The organism is Pseudomonas citronellolis (genome assembly GCF_029335315.1).
GTDB classification, from domain to species: domain Bacteria; phylum Pseudomonadota; class Gammaproteobacteria; order Pseudomonadales; family Pseudomonadaceae; genus Pseudomonas; species Pseudomonas citronellolis_A.
This window is the reverse complement of record NZ_JARJLT010000141.1, coordinates 1-15,130: the sequence shown is the minus strand read 5'-3', so window position 1 is coordinate 15,130 and position 15,130 is coordinate 1. Positions and strand designations below refer to the sequence as shown.

13 protein-coding genes are annotated in these 15,130 nt (G+C 67.6%); 9 read left to right on the top strand and 4 right to left on the bottom strand.

The annotated features are described in order from the left end of the window. The first annotated feature begins 62 nt into the window (after positions 1-62). The 4 genes from fae (at position 63) to P3W75_RS11865 (ending at position 4,527) form a co-directional block, all read left to right on the top strand. Positions 63-575 carry a formaldehyde-activating enzyme gene (fae, locus tag P3W75_RS11880; RefSeq protein ID WP_276227543.1) on the top strand — a complete coding sequence of 171 codons (513 nt, stop codon included), beginning with the start codon at positions 63-65 and terminating at the stop codon, positions 573-575. 10 nt (positions 576-585) lie between these two features. After that, complete coding sequence (locus P3W75_RS11875) at positions 586-1,620, top strand: aldo/keto reductase (RefSeq protein WP_276227542.1); 1,035 nt, start codon at positions 586-588, stop codon at positions 1,618-1,620. Beyond that, on the top strand, positions 1,617-3,056 hold the full coding sequence (locus P3W75_RS11870) for an NAD-dependent succinate-semialdehyde dehydrogenase (protein ID WP_276227541.1): 1,440 nt from the start codon (positions 1,617-1,619) through the stop codon (positions 3,054-3,056). The genes P3W75_RS11875 and P3W75_RS11870 overlap by 4 nt, the downstream gene beginning before the upstream one ends. Positions 3,057-3,171: 115 nt before the next feature. Continuing rightward, positions 3,172-4,527, top strand: coding sequence for an MFS transporter (locus P3W75_RS11865; protein ID WP_276227540.1), 1,356 nt, complete (start codon positions 3,172-3,174; stop codon positions 4,525-4,527). A 94-nt stretch (positions 4,528-4,621) separates the two neighbouring features. Here the strand turns inward: P3W75_RS11865 and P3W75_RS11860 are convergent, their stop codons facing one another. The 4 genes from P3W75_RS11860 to P3W75_RS11845 form a co-directional block, all read right to left on the bottom strand. Beyond that, positions 4,622-6,352, bottom strand: a complete 1,731-nt coding sequence (locus tag P3W75_RS11860) for an ATP-binding cassette domain-containing protein (protein ID WP_276227539.1) — start codon at positions 6,350-6,352, stop codon at positions 4,622-4,624. A gap of 86 nt (positions 6,353-6,438) precedes the next feature. After that, positions 6,439-6,696 carry a hypothetical protein gene (locus tag P3W75_RS11855; protein WP_276227538.1) on the bottom strand — a complete coding sequence of 86 codons (258 nt, stop codon included), beginning with the start codon at positions 6,694-6,696 and terminating at the stop codon, positions 6,439-6,441. 441 nt (positions 6,697-7,137) lie between these two features. Further along, a complete protein-coding gene (locus tag P3W75_RS11850; protein WP_276227537.1) occupies positions 7,138-7,392 on the bottom strand; it encodes a hypothetical protein in 255 nt (84 codons plus the stop codon). A gap of 180 nt (positions 7,393-7,572) precedes the next feature. Continuing rightward, on the bottom strand, positions 7,573-8,448 hold the full coding sequence (locus P3W75_RS11845; protein ID WP_276227536.1) for a LysR substrate-binding domain-containing protein: 876 nt from the start codon (positions 8,446-8,448) through the stop codon (positions 7,573-7,575). A gap of 249 nt (positions 8,449-8,697) precedes the next feature. On the opposite strand from P3W75_RS11845, the gene P3W75_RS11840 reads away from it, so the two are divergent. From P3W75_RS11840 to P3W75_RS11820, 5 genes are all read left to right on the top strand, one after another. Further along, positions 8,698-9,858: a hypothetical protein gene (locus P3W75_RS11840; protein ID WP_276227544.1), complete on the top strand. Its 1,161-nt coding sequence runs from the start codon at positions 8,698-8,700 to the stop codon at positions 9,856-9,858. Between the two features lie 94 nt (positions 9,859-9,952). Beyond that, on the top strand, positions 9,953-10,891 hold the full coding sequence (locus tag P3W75_RS11835) for a LysR substrate-binding domain-containing protein (RefSeq protein WP_276227535.1): 939 nt from the start codon (positions 9,953-9,955) through the stop codon (positions 10,889-10,891). A 221-nt stretch (positions 10,892-11,112) separates the two neighbouring features. Then, positions 11,113-12,537 (top strand): aldehyde dehydrogenase, encoded by a 1,425-nt coding sequence (gene aldA, locus P3W75_RS11830; RefSeq protein ID WP_276227534.1) that lies wholly within the window; start codon positions 11,113-11,115, stop codon positions 12,535-12,537. Between the two features lie 88 nt (positions 12,538-12,625). Then, a complete protein-coding gene (locus tag P3W75_RS11825; RefSeq protein ID WP_430765363.1) occupies positions 12,626-13,921 on the top strand; it encodes an MFS transporter in 1,296 nt (431 codons plus the stop codon). Next, positions 13,918-15,130, top strand: a 1,213-nt coding sequence (locus P3W75_RS11820; RefSeq protein ID WP_276227532.1) for a mandelate racemase/muconate lactonizing enzyme family protein, incomplete at its 3' end; no start/stop codon positions are given. The genes P3W75_RS11825 and P3W75_RS11820, both read left to right, overlap by 4 nt.

Below are 15,130 nucleotides of genomic sequence, written 5' to 3'. Positions count from 1 at the left end.
CCCGCGCACGGACCCTTGCGGCCCGCGCCCCCGCTCGCCCCGACGATCCCACGAGGTACTCCATGAAACAGCTCGCCCTCTACATCGGTGAAGGCTTCGAAGGCCCCGGCGTCAACGCCGCGCACATCAACATCCTGCTCGGCCCGCGCGGCGGCCCGGCCGGCCAGGCCTTCGCCAACAGCCTGGCCTCGCCCAGCCAGGGCCATTGCCCGTTCATGGTGATCGCCCAGCCGAACATCCCGGTCAAGCCGATGACCCTCTACGTGAACAAGGCCGAGATCAACGGCGACCTGCACGCCAACGCCACCTGGGGCGCGTCCCAGGCCGGCATCGCCAAGGCCGTCAGCGAAGCGCTGCTCGACGGCACCCTGCCGGCCGAGGCCGAGGACGAGTGGGCCATCGTCACCGCCAACTGGGTCAACCCGGCCTGCGACGACCTCGATGCCGTCTACCTGAACAACTACAACGCCTGCCGCACCGCGATCCGCGCGGCGCTGGCCTGCAAGCCCGAGCGCGCGCAGCTGGCCGACGTGGTCGGGCAGATCGCCAACCCCTTCTACACCCCGAAAGCCTGAGGTCGCCGCCATGCACTACATCCGTCTCGGCAATTCCGGCCTGCAGGTCTCCAAGCTGTGCCTGGGCACCATGAACATGGGCACCCCGGACTGGAAACCGTGGATCTTCGACGAGCAGCAGAGCACCCCCATCGTCAAGCACGCGCTCGACGCCGGGGTGAACTTCATCGACCTGGCCGACTTCTACTCCGCCGGCGTCGGCGAAGAAGTGCTCGGGCGCATCCTCAAGCGCCTGGTGCGCCGCGAGGACATCGTCATCACCACCAAGGTCGGCTACGGCACCCGCCCGGGCATCAACGCCAGCGGTCACTCGCGCAAGCACATCATGGATGGCATCGACGCCTCCCTGCGGCGCCTGGGCATGGACTACGTCGACATCTACATGCTGCATTTCCATGACCTGAACACCCCGGTGGAAGAGGTGATGGGCGCGCTCAACGACATCGTCCGCGCCGGCAAGGCCCGCTACATCGGCGTCTCCACCATGCTCACCGGGCAACTGGCGAAGCTGCTCATGGCCTGCGAGCGCAACGGTTGGGTCAAGCCGATCAACATGCAGCTGCAGCTCAACTGCGCCTACCGCGAGGAAGAGCGCGAAATGCTGCCGTTCTGCCGCGACCAGGGCCTCGGCGTCTCGGTGTTCAGCCCGCTGGCCCGTGGCCTGCTGACCGGCGACGTGCAATCCACGCGCAACCAGACCGACTTCTTCACCCAGCAGATGTACGCCGACGAAGCCTCCTTCGAGATCGCCCGCTCGGTGCAGCGCGTGGCGCAGCGGCGCGGCGTGAGCAACGCGCAGATCGCCCAGGCCTGGGTGCTCAACCACCCCGGCGTGGACTGCATGCTGGTCGGCGCCGACAGCACCGCGCAGTTCGACAGCGCCCTGGCCGCCCTGGACACCCGGCTGGACGAGGAAGAGCTGTACGAGCTGGAACGCAACTACACGCCCTGCGACGTCATCAACGACTACACCGCCGGCAAGCGCATCCTCCGCGTGCCCCGGCCGATGCGTGAAACCTTCGCGCTGAAGGAGGCGGTGGCATGAGCGCGCTGCTGAAAGCCGGCCACTACATCGACGGCCAGTGGCATGCCGGCGGCCCGACCTACCCGGTGCGCAACCCGGCCACCGGCGAGGTGATCGCCGAGGTGCCGCGCGCCGGCGCCGAGGAAACCCGCGCCGCCATCGCCGCCGCCGAACGCGCGCTGCCGGCCTGGCGCGGGCTGCTGGCCAAGGAACGCGCGGCGCGCCTGCGCCGCTGGGCCGAGCTGATGCTCGCCAGCCAGGACGAGCTGGCCCGCCTGCTCAGCAGCGAGCAGGGCAAGCCGCTGGCCGAAGCGAAAGGCGAGGTGGCCTACGCCGCGAGCTTCCTCGAATGGTTCGCCGAGGAAGCCAAGCGCGTGTACGGCGACGTGATCCCCTCGCACAAGACCGACGCGCGCATCCTCGTCACCAAGGAGCCGATCGGCGTGGTGGCCGCCATCACCCCGTGGAACTTCCCGCTGGCGATGGTCACCCGCAAGGTCGGCCCGGCGCTGGCGGCGGGCTGCACGCTGATCCTCAAGCCCTCGGAGGAAACCCCGCTGTCGGCCTTCGCCTTGGCCGTGCTGGCCGAGCGGGCGGGCATCCCTGCGGGGGTGTTCAACATCGTTTCCGGCGATGCCGTGGCCATCGGTGGCGCGCTGCAGGCCTCCGGTGTGGTGCGCAAACTGTCGTTCACCGGCTCCACCCGCACCGGCAAGCTGCTCATGCGCCAGGCCGCCGACACCCTGAAGAAGGTCTCGCTGGAACTGGGCGGCAACGCGCCCTTCATCGTCTTCGACGACGCCGACCTGGACGCCGCCGTGTGCGGCGCCATGGCCTCGAAGTTCCGCAACACCGGGCAGACCTGCGTGTGCGTCAACCGCTTCTACGTGCAGGAGGGCGTCTACGAGGCCTTCACCGCCAAGCTCACTGAGGCGGTGCGCGCGCTGCGCGTGGGCAACGCCCTGGAAGGCGAGACCGAGCAGGGCCCGCTGATCAACGAGGCGGCCCTGGCCAAGGTCGAGCAGCACGTCGGCGACGCCCTGGAGAAGGGCGCCCGGCTGCTCTGCGGCGGCCAGCGCCATGCCCTGGGCGGCACCTTCTACGAGCCCACGGTGCTGGCCGAGGCGAACGCCGACATGCTCATCGCCGGCGAGGAAACCTTCGGCCCGGTGGCCGCCTGCTTCCGCTTCCGCGACGAAGCCGAGGCGCTGCGCCTGGCCAACGCCACGCCCTATGGCCTCTCCGCCTACTTCTACAGCCGCGACATCGGCCGCGTCTGGCGCATGGCCGAGGGGCTGGAGGCGGGCATGGTCGGCGTCAACGAGGGAATCATCTCCACCGAGGTGGCGCCCTTCGGCGGCATCAAGGAATCCGGCCTGGGCCGCGAAGGCTCGAAGTACGGCCTCGACGACTACCTGGAGATCAAATACCTGCTGCTCGGCGGCCTCGCTTCCTGAGGCCCGCCCGGCCGGTACGCGCGGCTCCCGCCGCTAAGGAGTTCTACCGCCGCGCCATGACCGGCGCGGCGGCCCGCATCCCGCTCAGACCAACAAGAACGAATCGGAGACGAACATGTCGGGTACCCCAGTCAGAATCGACGACCTGCCGATCGGCAGGTTCCACATCAAGATCGCCGGCCTCACCTTCGGCGCCCACTTCACCGACGGCTACATCCTCGGGCTGATCGGCATCGCCTTCACCCTGATCAACCCGCAGATGCAGCTCGACCCCTTCTGGCAGGGCCTGATCGGCAGCTCGGCGCTGCTCGGCCTGTTCTTCGGCAGCCTGTTCTTCGGCTGGGTCTCCGACCACCTGGGGCGGCAGAAAATCTTCCTGATCAGCTTCGTGCTGATCACCCTGGCTTCGCTGCTGCAGTTCTTCGCCGAAACGGCCTTCCAGCTGTTCCTCTGCCGGGTGCTGATCGGCATCGGCCTGGGCGGCGACTTCAGCGTCGGCCACGCGATGCTCGCCGAGTTTTCGCCGAAGAAGCACCGTGGCGTGCTGCTCGGCTCGTTCAGCGTGATCTGGACCTTCGGCTACGTTGCCGCCACCTTCGTCGGCACCGCCATGCTCGGCCTGGGCGACGACGCCTGGCGCTGGATGCTGGCGTCCTCGGCGATCCCCGCCGCGCTGATCCTGATCGCCCGCATCGGCACCCCCGAGTCGCCGCGCTGGCTGGTGCACAAGGGCCGCATCGAGGAGGCCCGGGCCATCGTCCGCAAGCACCTGGGGGCGCACGTGGTACTCGACGACGAGATCGCCGAGGGACACAAGGGCGGCTTCCGCCAGTTGTTCAGCGCGCAGTACCGCAAGCGCACCGCATTCAACTGCCTGTTCTTCATCTGCATCGTCATGCCGTATTTCGCCATCTACACCTTCCTGCCGTCGATCCTGCAGAAGATGGGCCTGGCCGAAGGCTTCGGCACCGAGATGCTGCTCAACGCGCTGCTGGTGGTGGGTGCCCTGCTGGGCATCTGGTGCACGGTGAAATTCAGCCGGCGCGGCTTCCTCATCGGCTCCTTCCTGATCCTCGCCGCCGCGCTGTTCCTCCTGGCCCTGCTGCCGAACAGCCTGGCCTGGCTGCTGGTGGCGACCTTCGGCCTGTTCACCCTGGTGCTGTCGGCGGTGAGCAACCTGGTCGGCGTCTATCCGGCGGAAAGCTTCCCCACCGAAGTGCGCGCCGGCGGCATCGGCCTGGCCACCGCCGCCAGCCGCCTGGGCTCGGCGCTGAGCACCTTCCTGCTGCCGGTCAGCGTGGCCGGCATCGGCCTCAACCCAACGGTGGCGATCCTCGCCGGCATCCTCCTGTTCGGCGCGCTGATCTCCATCGCCTGGGCACCGGAAACCAAGTACCTGACATTGACCGACGCCGGCAAGGGCGAAGGCGAGCCGGGCGCGACGCCGCGGGCGAGGGTGGCGTTGGTTTGAACTTGGCGGAAGCCGGAAGGGCGACGCCTTTCCGGCTTCACACAGGAGTGCTGCCAGGGCCAGGTGTAATAAAAAATGGGCACCCAAAGCAAATTCAGTGTGCGGTGGTTTCTCCACGCATGGCCTGGACGATCTCTCGCACCTTGGGCTGATCCGCCAGGTCCTGCCATCGCCCCTCGGCCAGAATCCGCCCACCATCCATTACCACTACCCGGTCGAAGTGCTGGATACGCTGCAAGTCGTGAGTAACGCAGAGCAATGCGCGCCCCTGGAAACGCTCGAACAGCAGGTCCCAGACCCTGGCTGCGCTGATGCCATCCAGCGCGGCCGTTGGTTCGTCGAACAGGTTGAACAGGCCCGGCCGCATGATTACGCGCAGGAGCGACAGGCGCCTCGCTTCGCCACCGGAGACATTGCCTCCCTGTTCACTGAACTCGAAGTCGTCCGAGGTGCGGGAGAGCGACTCTAGCCCCAGGTATCGCAGAAACGGCGTGAAGTCCTCGTCATAGCTTTGCCCGTAGAACACGGCATCCTGAAGTCTGCCCGCCAGAAGGGCCGGACGTTGCGGACAATATCGAATCAGCTCGAATTGCCGTATCGAACCCCATTCGCTGACCCCTCTTCCGCCGATACGGAGAGCGTGCAGTGACTGGCTGCAGGTGCCCGCCAGGGCATCGAGCAACGTGCTCTTGCCGCTGCCGCTGGTACCTATTACGGCAACCTGTTCTGCGCACCGCAGATGGAAGCCTTGGGGCAAGTCCAGGCGTGCGCCCGCGTCATTGCGTACTTGAAGGGCGCGCAATGCCAGGTCGACGCGCTCGGGAAGTGTTTGCTCGACCGCAGGGTTGATTGGAATGCTGCTCGGTAGGCCGAGAACCTCCTTGAACCTCTTTTGGTCCGCCCGGAACTGATCGGTGAAACGGTAGGCTTCCGACAGCGCGGCGATGGAGCCGATGAAGCTGGTCGTCACCGAAAAGAGCGCGACCAGTTGCCCGGCAGTCATGGACGCGCCGATGGAGAAGGGCTGGAACAGGCCGACCAGTAGAATCCCTGCGGTCGTCACGCACACGAAGAGCGCCTTCAGGGCGGCCAGGATCGAGGCTGAATAGCCCACTGTCGCGGCGGCCGCCGCGTATCCTCCCAGCGCCGAGTCCATCGCCTTGAACGCCGATGCGGGAGTGCCTTCGACCTTGATCACCGGGGCGGAGATGAACAGGCTCGCGAAACTCTCCGCGACCTTGTCCTCGGAGTGATTGACCGATTCGATATGCGCACGCCGCCAGGTAATGATTCCGTGGCTGGCAAGCAGGTACAGCAGCGCCGATGAAAAAACGAAGGCGAACATTCCCCAGCCGCCGACCACCAGCAACAGGCCACCAACGACAAGCGCTTCGACGATCACTGGCACAGCCGTTTGCAGCAGGTAGGTCAGCATTCTCTCATTGGCGGCGACGCCTCGATCCACCGCACTGAGCAGCGCGCCAACGCGAACGGTGGAGAAAAGGTCGAAGTCCTTGGCCATGAGGCGGCGTATCCAGGACTTCGATGCCAGGAGCAATATTCCCTGAATCAGCCTGCTGAGAAAGAACGCCTGCAGGGGTAGAACCGCGACCTGTACGACGCCCGCAAGACAGAAGGCGACGAAGAGCCAGGCCATCGTCGAGCTGTCTCTGAGGTCCGGCAACTCGGAAAAGCGATCAATCAGCAGTCCCAGAATCAGTGGAACGCTTACCGAGCTCAGCTTGGCTAGCAGGATGAACAGGACGGCCAGAGGCAATTCGCGCCGGTTGCGTGCCAGCAATGTGAATGCATTCGCTTCGTCCACGGCCACCGTCCTTTGAGTAGTGAAAAAATCGAAGGCCGGCCCGGACATGCCGAGGCCGGCCTTTTTTTTTGCGCGCGGGGCGTCGCTTAGCGCGGGGCCTCCAGGGCCAGTTCGTAGAGTTGTCGCGCTTCGCCCACCAGCGGCACCAGCGCCGAGGCCAGGCGGGCGGTCTCGTGGATCAGCACGTCGTCGGTCTGGTGGTATTCCAGCACTCGCAGCATGTCTTCCACCGCCACCAGGCGCCGTTCGGCGGCTTCTGAGAGTTCGCCGGCGGGGCGCTTGGCGTCGATGAAGAACACCGGGTCGGGTTGGGCGTACAGGGACACCAGTTTTTGATCAGCCATGCTGCACCTCCAGGGCGGAGGCGAGGGACAGGGGGGATAGCAGGGTACGGACAGCGAGTAGAGTGGGATTGCGCATTGCCGTTACTCCTTCCAGGGAGAGAGAAACCGCCACCCCGGAAGAGGGGAGGCGGATCGTGCGGAGGTCGTAACCAGCTGTACAGAGCAACAACCGGCCAGGCGTGAGCCTGCCCCGCACGACCCGCCATGGCTGCACCTAGCAGCAGGCCTGAAAAAAGCGCCTGTGCTAGGTGCGAAGGCGCTTCGTGCGCTCTGTAGTTGAACTCGGGTTACGACGCCCGGCCACGGGATTGACCGTGACAGGGACGGAATCTATCGACGCGTTTTGTCAGACGGCAAGGCGAGAATTGCGTGGGAATTTTCGAGATTGGCGCGTCGCCGGGAAGGTGGGAAACGCGCCCTTGCGCCCTCGCTTCGCCGCGCTCAGGCCATCAGCTCGCGCAGCTCGTCGGTGAGCGCGTCGAGCTGGCGGCGGGTACCGATCGGTTGCGGGCTTTCCTCCAGCAGCGACAGGCGCAGGGCCACCTGGGCCAGGGCCTGCACGCGGGGCGCTTCGAGGCCGAGGACGTGGCCCACGCGCTGGCTGGTCTGGGTGTCGTTCAGGGCTTCCTGGGCGGCGTCGAACAGGTCCTTCAGCAGTTGCTCGTCCATCAGGTTCAGGGTGGTCTTCAGGCGCATGGCGGGGCTTCCGGGAATGGTGCCGCGCGTTGGCGCCTGCGCGGCTATGCAGGGTTCTCTTGCGCTGATCTTCGCTCTACCGGCGTGCGGCCGTGCCGGCGTCGCCTGTGCAATCCATCCGAGACTGATACGGAGTTTTCCCGAGGTTCGCGATCCTGTACGGAAACCCTTAATCGCCGCTCAGGGGTTGCTCATCAGTTCCAGCCAGTCGGCAAAGCGCTGCACCTTGGACAGGCCGTGCCGGTCAGCGGGAATGTCCAGCCAGTAACCGTAGGGGCCGAGCACTTCCACCGGGGTGATCGGCAGCAGGCTGCCGGCGGCCAGTTCGCGTTCGATCATCTGCCGGTCGATCACCGCCAGGCCGCCGCCGGCCAGGGCGGTGTGGATGACCTGGTCGAGGGTGCTGAACTCGATGCCGCTGCCGGCGTCGACGTCGGCCCGGCCCATGGCCTCCAGCCAGTTCTCCCAGACCTTCAGGCGCTTGCCCTCGTGGAGGATGTGCAGCAGTGGGTGGGCATCCAGCGCCGGGGGCCGCTCGCCGTCGAACAGCTCCGGGCTGGCCACGGCGATGTGCCGTTCCATCACCAGCAGGCGGCTGTGGCCGTGCGCGGCGGCGTCCAGGCCGAAGCGCACGCGGCAGTCCAGCTCGCTGGGGGCGTCGTGTTCCAGCGCGTTGGTCACGCTCAGGCTGATGTCCGGGTAGCGTTGCAGGAAGCCGCGCAGACGCGGCGACAGCCAGCGCGTGCCCCAGGTGGGCGGCACCAGGATGCGCAGGCGCTGGCGCAGGTTGGGCACGCGCACCGCCTGCAGAGCGCGCTCGATGCGGTCGAAGGCTTCGCCCAGGTGCGGCGCCAGGGCGTTGCCGGCTTCGGTCAGGGTGAGGCCGCGCGGGGTGCGTACGAACAGGCTGATTCCCAGGTAGTCCTCCAGCTGCTTGATCTGCCGGCTGACCGCGCCCTGGGTGACGTTGAGCGCCTCCGCGGCGCGGTTGAAGCTGCGGTGGTGGGCGACTTCCTCGAAGACCCGGAGCATGTTCAGGGGCGGCAGGCTGCGCATGGGGCGGCTTCCGAAAGAGGCGCGGCGAGCCGCGCGGGCGTGTTCTCGTGCAGCGATTCTAGCCCCGGCTGGTGGCTGGCAATCATGCGTTTTTCTCGGGTTTGGCCGGCGATTTAGTCGTTTGTGCGGGGCTTCGGCCTGCGGCTAGTTTCGGCCGCGCACGCCGGGGCGGAGGGCCTCGGTGCGGCGACACCGAATAACGACAAAAACAGCCCCGAGGCTTCCAACGTGGCCAGACTCCTTCATCCGGTGCGCGCTGCGCACTTCCTGCTTCCCGCTTTCCTCGCCTGCAGCGGCGGCGCCCTGGCGCTGCCGGTGACCGACAACCTCGACGTCGGCGGCGCCATTCGCGCACGCTTCGACCACGACCCGGACCGCGACATCGAGAAGGCCGGCTTCGACACCCTGATGCTGCGCGCCACCTACACCTCCGACAGCTGGATCGGCGCGGTGCGCTACCGCTTCTACGGCCACGACTACCCGTACCAGTACACCGACCACGTGGGCGACATTTCCTTCGCCGAGTACGCCTGGGTCGGCTACCGCTTCGATGCCGACCGGCAGGTGCAGGTCGGCCTCAACCAGATTCCCTTCGGCCTGCAACCCTACTTCGGCAGCACCTTCTACGAGACCCTGGGCAACGTGGTGGGCCTGGAGGACGTGTCGGCGGTGGGCGCCAAGTACATCCAGCAGCAGGGCGACTGGAACCTGCAGGTGGGCGCCTACGGCCGCCCGGCGTGGCCGGGGCGCGGCACCAGCAACGGCAGCACCTATTCGACCGTGGTGACCTCGGCCGACGACTACGTGCCCGACGGCAACCGCAACCAGGAGCGGCAGATCCTGGTGGGGCGTCTGGCGCGCTCGCTGCAACTGGGCGACTGGAAGTCCGAGGTGGGCGTGTCGGCGCTGACCTCGCGCCTGGAGAACAAGGACACCGGCGACAACGGCCGGCGCAACGCCTACGCCCTGCACTACCTGGGGCAGAACGGGCCCTGGGGCGTGCAGCTGCAGGCCGCGCGCCAGCAGATGTCGCCGCGCAACCCGGGCAGCGACGAGGTGGTCAGCTTCGGCGGCTACGACGGCACCTTCAACGTCGCCAGCCGCGGCAATCTCTATGTCGGCGACCTCAGCTACAGCATTCCCGGCACCTTCGTCGGCGGCTGGGTCAGCGGGGTGAAGGTCTACGGCAACTACAGCCGCTTCGACAAGTCGGCCAGCGGCTTCGACGCTTCCCAGCGCTTCATCCTCGGCACTTCGTTCTCGGTGCGCGACTTCTACATCGCGGTGGAATGGCTCAACGGCCGCAACGACCCGTACATCGGTGGCAGCAGCTACACCAACAGCCTGGCCCAGGGCGGCACCGATCACTGGGAGAACCAGCTGTACGCGAACGTCGGCTACTACTTCTGAGCGAGCGCCCCGCACGGCCACGGTGACTCCGTGGCCGTAGCCATACTCAAAGACGCATGCCGCGCCCGCCGTGGGCGCGAGGGGAGGGCCAGCGATGAAGCGCAAGATTCCGGCGCTCAATGCACTCAAGGCGTTCGAGGTGGCCGGCAGCACCGGCAGCTTCACCCGCGCCGCCGAGCTGCTCAACGTCACCCAGAGCGCGGTCAGCCGTCAGGTGCGCCAGCTCGAGGAACAGCTCGGCGAGCCGCTGTTGCAGCGCCGCCACCACCACCTGCAGCTGACCGACGCCGGGCGCATGTTGCTGCTCGCGTTGCAGCAGTCGTTCGACCGCATCGAGCTGACGGTGCGCGGCATCCAGCAGCGCCAGCACCTCAATCGCCTGCGCCTGAACGCCCCGCCGACCTTCGCCAGCCGCTGGCTGCTGCCGCGCCTGGGGCGCCTGCGCGAGGCGCATCCGGGGCTGGAAGTGACCCTCACCACGCACCTGCAGGACAACCTGGCCGAGGCCGCCGGCCTGGACTGCGCCATCCGTTTCGGCAACGGCGAGTGGGACGGCCTGGACAGCTCGCTGCTGATGCACGAGAAGCACATCGCGGTGTGCGCGCCGAGCTTGCTGGCGCAGCATGAGGAACAGGGCGTGGACCTGGGGCGCATGACCCTGCTGCATGTGCTGGCCCGCGACGACCAGCGTTACCTGACCTGGCGCCACTGGCTGGACGCCGCCCGGCTGCAGGGTGTGGACCTGCACGGGGGCTACGAATTCGACCTGCTGGACATGGCCATCCGCGCCGCCATCGATGGCCTCGGCGTGACCATGGCCGACCGCCAGATGGTGGCCCGCGAGCTGGTGGCCGGGCAACTGGTGCAACTGCTCGACGTGGAGGTCGAGGGTCACCAGTCCTACTGGTGGGTGAGCCGCCCCGGCCAGGCGCTGCCGGAGCACGTGGCGCGCTTCCGCGACTGGCTGCTGGAGGAAGTGCGCCTGGCCGAGCGCAGCCTGGGCCACGCCGCGCATATCGTCAGCCCGCTCTGAGGCGCCCGCGTCGCGCCGGGTAACATGCGGAAAATGCAGGTTACCCGGCGTTATTAATCGTTTGTCCCGCCTGCCGCGCCTGTCGACACTTGGCCCATCCAAGAACGACAAGAGTGTTCCCCATGCCTGCCCGCACCCGCCTGCCGGCGTGGCTTCGCGCCCGCCCCGCGTTCCGCCTGTCGTTCCTCCGCCACCGCGCCGCTTGAACCACAGGAATTCCCATGCGTACTGATCGAAACTTCATCGACGGCCACTTCCGCGACTCCGCCGAGGCCGCCCGCATCGCCGTGTTCGACCCCGCCAGCGAAGCCTGCATCGCCGAGGTGCCGGCCGCCAGCGAGGCCGAGGTGCGCCAGGCCGTGGACGCCGCGCAACGCGCCCAGCGCGACTGGGCCAAGCTGCCGGCCATCGAGCGCGGCGAATACCTGCGGCGCTTCGCCGAGGCTATCGAGCGCAACGCCGCGCGCATCGGCGAAGCGCTGGCCCGCGAATCCGGCAAGAGCCTGCCGGACGCCACCAACGAGGCGCTCTACGCCGCGCAGATCACCCGCTACCACGCCGAATGGGCGCGGCGCATCGAAGGCGAGGTGATCCCCAGCGACTCGCGCGACGAAACCATCCTGCTGCAGCGCGAGCCGATCGGCGTGGTGGCCTGCCTGATCCCCTTCAACTACCCGGTCTATACGCTGCTGCGCAAGGTCGCCCCGGCGCTGATCACCGGCAACACGGTGGTGGTGCGGCCGAGCAACAACACCCCGACCTCGGCCTTCGAGATCGCCCGCGCCGCCGCCGAGGCCGAGCTGCCGGCCGGCGTGTTCAACGTGCTGACCATGGTCCACGAGGTCGCCGCCACGCTCTGCCAGCACCCGGCGGTGGGCATGATCACCCTGACCGGCAGCGTCGGCGCCGGGCGCACGGTGCTCGACTACTGCAAGGCGAACATCGCCAAGCCGTCGCTGGAGCTGGGCGGCAAGACCCCGGCGATCATCGAGGCCGATGCCGACCTGGAGCAGGCCGCCAGCGCCATCGCCGCGTCCAAGACCACCCATTGCGGCCAGCTGTGCACGGCCATCGAGCGGGTCTACGTACAGGCCAGCGTGCACGACCGCTTCCTCGCCCTGCTGCGCGAGAAACTCGCCGCCGTGCGCAGCGGCGACCGCGCCGAAGATGCCAGCCGCATGGGCCCGCTGGTCAACGCCCGCTCGCGCCAGGAGATCCACGCCAAGGTGCAGCGCGCCCTGGCCGACGGCGCGCGGCTGGAATGCGGCGGCGTGCTGCCGGAGGGGCCAGGGCACTTCTACCCGGCGACCCTGCTCAGCGGCTGCCGCCAGGACATGGAGATCGTCCAGGAGGAAATCTTCGGCCCGGTGCTGCCGGTGCTGCGCTACGAGACCCTCGACGAAGCCCTGGCGATGGCCAACGACCACCAGTTCGGCCTGTCCTCGGTGCTCTACAGCGAGAGCTATCGCACGGCGATGAAGGTGGCCAACGCCATCGCGGCCGGCGAGCTGTACGTCAACCGCACCCCCGCCGACCCCTACCAGGGCTACCACGCCGGCTGGAAGCGCTCGGGCCTGGGCGGCGACGACGGCAAGCACGGGATGCTGGAGTTCACCCAGACCCGCCTGGTGGTCCTGAAGTACTGACGAGCCACGCCGGGCGCCTGCCTGCGCCCGGCGCGCGCCGCGTTTTTCCGACAACCCGCCGGTGCCCGCGCCGGCCACGAGACGCATGATGAAAAAAACAATAAGTGCAGAGGCCATGCCCATGGCCGTTCCGTCCAGCGCCAACCTGTCCCGCTACCTGCAACTGGCGTTGCTGGTGATCGCCGCCGGCGCCATCTACCCCATGCTCTACCTGCGCCAGGTGTACCAGAGCACCATGCTCGAGGCCCTGGCCATCGGCAACAGCGAGCTGGGCTACCTGTATTCCATCCTCGGCACCGCCTTCCTGCTCAGCTACCTGCCCAGCGGCTGGCTGGCCGACCGCATCGCCCCGCGCTTCCTGATCAGCTTCTCGCTGCTGGGTACCGGCGCGCTGGGCCTGTGGTACGCGCAGCTGCCGGGCTTCCGCACGCTGCTGGTGATCTTCTGCGGCTTCGGCATCACCACCGGGCTGACCTTCTGGGCCTCGCTGATCAAGCGGGTGAAGATGCTCGCCGGGGACGACGAGCAGGGCCGCTTCTTCGGCGTGCTCGACGGCGGGCGCGGGCTGGTCGAGGCGCTGCTGGCGACCGTGGCCATCGCGCTGTTCGCTTACGTCACCGAGACCCGTGGCGAGCGCAACGCCGAGGGCCTGCAGCTGGTCATCCACTTCTATGCCGCCTGCTGCATCCTGCTCGGCGCCGTGCTGATGCTGTTGCGCGACCCGCAGGGCGCGCGGGCCGAGGCGGCGGTGGAGAAGGGCAACCTGCTCGACGACCTGCGCACCCTGGCGCGCATCCCGGAACTGTGGCTGGTGGCCGCCATCGTGTTCTGCGGCTACCACTTCTTCTGGGCCACCTACAGTTTCTCGGCCTACCTGCAGGAAGGCGGCTTCGGCCTCAGCGCGACCATGGCCGGGCTGATCACCACCATCAAGCTGTGGATGCGCCCGGTCGGCGGCATCGGCGGCGGCTGGTTGGGCGACCGCTTCTCCAAGGCCGGGGTGCTGACCTGGGCCATGCTGCTGTCGGCCCTGGGCATGCTCGGCCTGGTGCTGCTGCCGAGCCTGCACAGCCTCGGCATGCTGGTGTTCCTGGTGATCTTCATCGGCCTGATGACCTACGCCATCCGCGGCCTGTACTGGGCGATCCTCGACGACTGCCACATCCCCCTGCGGGTCACCGGCCTGGCCATCGGCATCATCTCGCTGGTCGGCTACTCGCCGGACGTTTTCCTGCCGCTGCTCAACGGCTGGATCACCGACCGCTTCCCCGGCTTCGTCGGCTACCAGATCTATTTCTCCTACGTCGTGGCGGTGGGCCTGCTGGGCGTCGTCGCCACCCTGATCCTGAAGAAACGCATCGACACGAGAGCGCGCCAAGCATGAAAGTCGTCTCCCTGCAGACCCACGTGGTCGCCGTTCCGCCGCCGCACATCGGCGGCATGTACTGGCTGTTCGTGACCCTGAAGACCGACTGCGGCATCGAGGGCGTCGGCGAAATCTACGCCGCCACCTTCCACCCGAAGGCGATGGTCCCGGTGATCGAGGACGTGTTCCAGCGCTACCTGCTGGACCAGGATCCGCACCACATCGAGCGCTTCTTCCGCCGCGCCTATTCCAGCGGCTTCACCCAGCGCCCGGACCTGACCATGATGGGCGTGGTCAGCGGCTTGGAAATGGCCTGCTGGGACATCGTCGGCAAGGCGGCGAACAAGCCGGTGTACGAGCTGCTTGGCGGCAAGGTCCATGAGCGCCTGCGTTCCTACACCTACCTGTACCCGAAGAACGCCCAGGGCGAGTACGACTACTCCGACCCGGACCTGGCCGCCGAGTGCGCGGTGCACAACATGAACCTGGGCTTCAGCGCGCTGAAGTTCGACCCGGCCGGCCCCTACACCGCGTTCTCCGGCCACCAGCTGTCGCTGGAGGTGCTGGAGCGCTGCGAGACCTTCTGCCGCAAGATTCGCGAGGCGGTGGGCAATCAGTGCGACCTGCTGTTCGGCACCCACGGGCAGATGGTGCCGTCCTCGGCCATTCGCCTGGCCAGGCGCCTGGAGAAATACGACCCGCTGTGGTTCGAGGAGCCCATCCCGCCGGGCCAGGAAGAGGCCATGGGCCAGGTCGCGGCGAAGACCAGCATCCCCATCGCCACCGGCGAGCGGCTGACCACCAAGTACGAGTTCTTCCGCCTGCTGCAGGCCGGCGGCGCGTCGATCCTGCAGATGAACGTGGGGCGCTGCGGCGGCCTGCTCGAAGGCAAGAAGATCGCCTCCATGGCCGAGGCCTTCTACGCGCAGATCGCCCCGCACCTGTACAACGGCCCCATCGGCGCCGCCGCGAGCTTCCAGCTGGCGACCTGCACGCCGAACTTCCTGATCCAGGAAAGCATCGGCACCTGGGACGGCTTCCACGCGGAAATCCTCAAGACGCCATTGCAGTGGGAAGACGGCTACATCATCCCCTCCAGCGAGCCCGGCCTGGGCGTGGAGCTGGACATGGAGGTGGTGCGCCGCCACTCGCCCTACAGCGGCGAGCGCCTGCACCTGCAGATGGGCCCGGACCCGGTCGACGTCAAGGACAACGCCCCGGCCAAGG

Coding starts and splice junctions, on each gene's coding strand:
- fae (WP_276227543.1), top strand. CDS start 63: ATGAAACAGCTCGCCCTCTACATCGGTGAAGGCTTCGAAGGCCCCGGC.
- P3W75_RS11875 (WP_276227542.1), top strand. CDS start 586: ATGCACTACATCCGTCTCGGCAATTCCGGCCTGCAGGTCTCCAAGCTG.
- P3W75_RS11870 (WP_276227541.1), top strand. CDS start 1,617: ATGAGCGCGCTGCTGAAAGCCGGCCACTACATCGACGGCCAGTGGCAT.
- P3W75_RS11865 (WP_276227540.1), top strand. CDS start 3,172: ATGTCGGGTACCCCAGTCAGAATCGACGACCTGCCGATCGGCAGGTTC.
- P3W75_RS11855 (WP_276227538.1), bottom strand. CDS start 6,696: ATGGCTGATCAAAAACTGGTGTCCCTGTACGCCCAACCCGACCCGGTG.
- P3W75_RS11850 (WP_276227537.1), bottom strand. CDS start 7,392: ATGCGCCTGAAGACCACCCTGAACCTGATGGACGAGCAACTGCTGAAG.
- P3W75_RS11845 (WP_276227536.1), bottom strand. CDS start 8,448: ATGCGCAGCCTGCCGCCCCTGAACATGCTCCGGGTCTTCGAGGAAGTC.
- P3W75_RS11835 (WP_276227535.1), top strand. CDS start 9,953: ATGAAGCGCAAGATTCCGGCGCTCAATGCACTCAAGGCGTTCGAGGTG.
- aldA (WP_276227534.1), top strand. CDS start 11,113: ATGCGTACTGATCGAAACTTCATCGACGGCCACTTCCGCGACTCCGCC.
- P3W75_RS11825 (WP_430765363.1), top strand. CDS start 12,626: ATGAAAAAAACAATAAGTGCAGAGGCCATGCCCATGGCCGTTCCGTCC.